Here is a 1,345-nt window from a genome sequence, read left to right as displayed (position 1 = left end):
TCGCGGAGCATAGCGAAGAGGACGTCGCAGCGGCGGCGGGCGAGGGCGATGAGGGCCTGGTTGTGCCGTTTGCCCTGTGCTCGTTTCCGGTCGTAGTAGGCCCGCGAGGGCGGATGGCTCAGTGAGGCGAAGGCGGAGAGGAACAGGGCGCGTTTGAGGCGCTTGTTCCCTCCCCTGGGGGCGTGCTCGCCGCGGATCGAGGTTCCGGATCTTCGGGTGACCGGGGCGATGCCGGCGTAGGAGGCCAGGTGTGCGGCGTCCTTGAAGTCCTTGCCGACGACTTCGGTGAGGATCCTGGCGGCGGTCCTGACCCCGACTCCGGGGAGCGAGGTCAGGACCTCGTGAAGAGGGTGGGCCTCCACAAGGGCCTCGACCTGGGCGGCGACCTGGGCCCGCTGCCGTGTGAGGGCGGCGAGCTGCTCGGCCAGGATCGGGATCACGACCCCGGCGGCGTCGGTGCCGGGGACGGTGACGGTCTGCTCGCCCAGGGCGGTGAAGACCTCCTCGGTGAGCCGTTCGGCCAGGCGCGGGGCATGCTTCTTCAGCCTCGCCCGCACCTGCCCGCGCCCTGCCGCCTTCAGTCTGGCGGGGGTCGGGTAGCGGGTGAGCAGGTCCGCCACCGCCGGGTGGGCGGCCCTTGGCCCGAGGGCGCGCTCGAGGGCGGGGTGGATCTGGGTGAGCAGGCCGCGGAGCCGGTTGGAGACCGCGGTGGCCTCCTGCGCGAGGTCGTCGTCGAACCCTGCCAGCAGGGCCAGGGCGGCGATCTGCTCCTCGTCGGCGCGGATCGCGCGGAGGGTGTGGGGCATGGTCCGGGCGGCCTCGGCGATGATGAACGCGTCCCTGGCGTCGGTCTTGGCCGAGCCGGGGTGCAGGTCCGCGATCCGGCGCATGGCCAGCCCGGGCAGGTAGGCCACCTCGATCCCTTCCATGGACTGGGCGACGGCGACCGGCAGCGCCCCGATGGTGGCGGGCTGGTCCACGACCATCAGCACCGGGCCGTGTTCGGCGAGGGCGGCGAGGATGGCCCGGAGCCTGGCCTCGTCGTTGGGCAGGGCCCGGTCCAGCAGGGCCTTCCCGTCCAGGCCCAGGGCGACGGCGTGGTGATCGGACTTTCCGACATCGAGCCCGACGAACACCGCCGGCACGCTTGCGGACACTCCCAATGCGCTCCCCTTTCCCGCTCCCGTCAGGCCGTGGCCGGATAAGGCGATCACGCTCGGCATCCACGTTACGAAGGTCCCTTGGAACTTTGGGTCGTGCCTCTATCAGCGATCCGCGACCGCCAGGACGGGTCCCGGTGACAACACCCCCCGGATCATGGACGACTGGGGGCAGAACGTCATGC

General features: G+C 71.5%; 1 protein-coding gene. It reads right to left on the bottom strand.

Features of this window, described 5'->3' with window-relative positions; all coding sequences use genetic code 11:
* The coding region (locus tag ACYVKZ_RS21090) for an IS110 family RNA-guided transposase (protein ID WP_460994432.1) at positions 1–1,157 on the bottom strand (1,157 nt) is incomplete at its 3' end.
* Positions 1,158–1,345: the final 188 nt, after the last annotated feature.

This window comes from Sinomonas soli, from assembly GCF_054782415.1.
The sequence above is the reverse complement of the archived record's forward strand: the minus strand, read 5'-3'. Positions and strand labels throughout refer to the sequence as shown.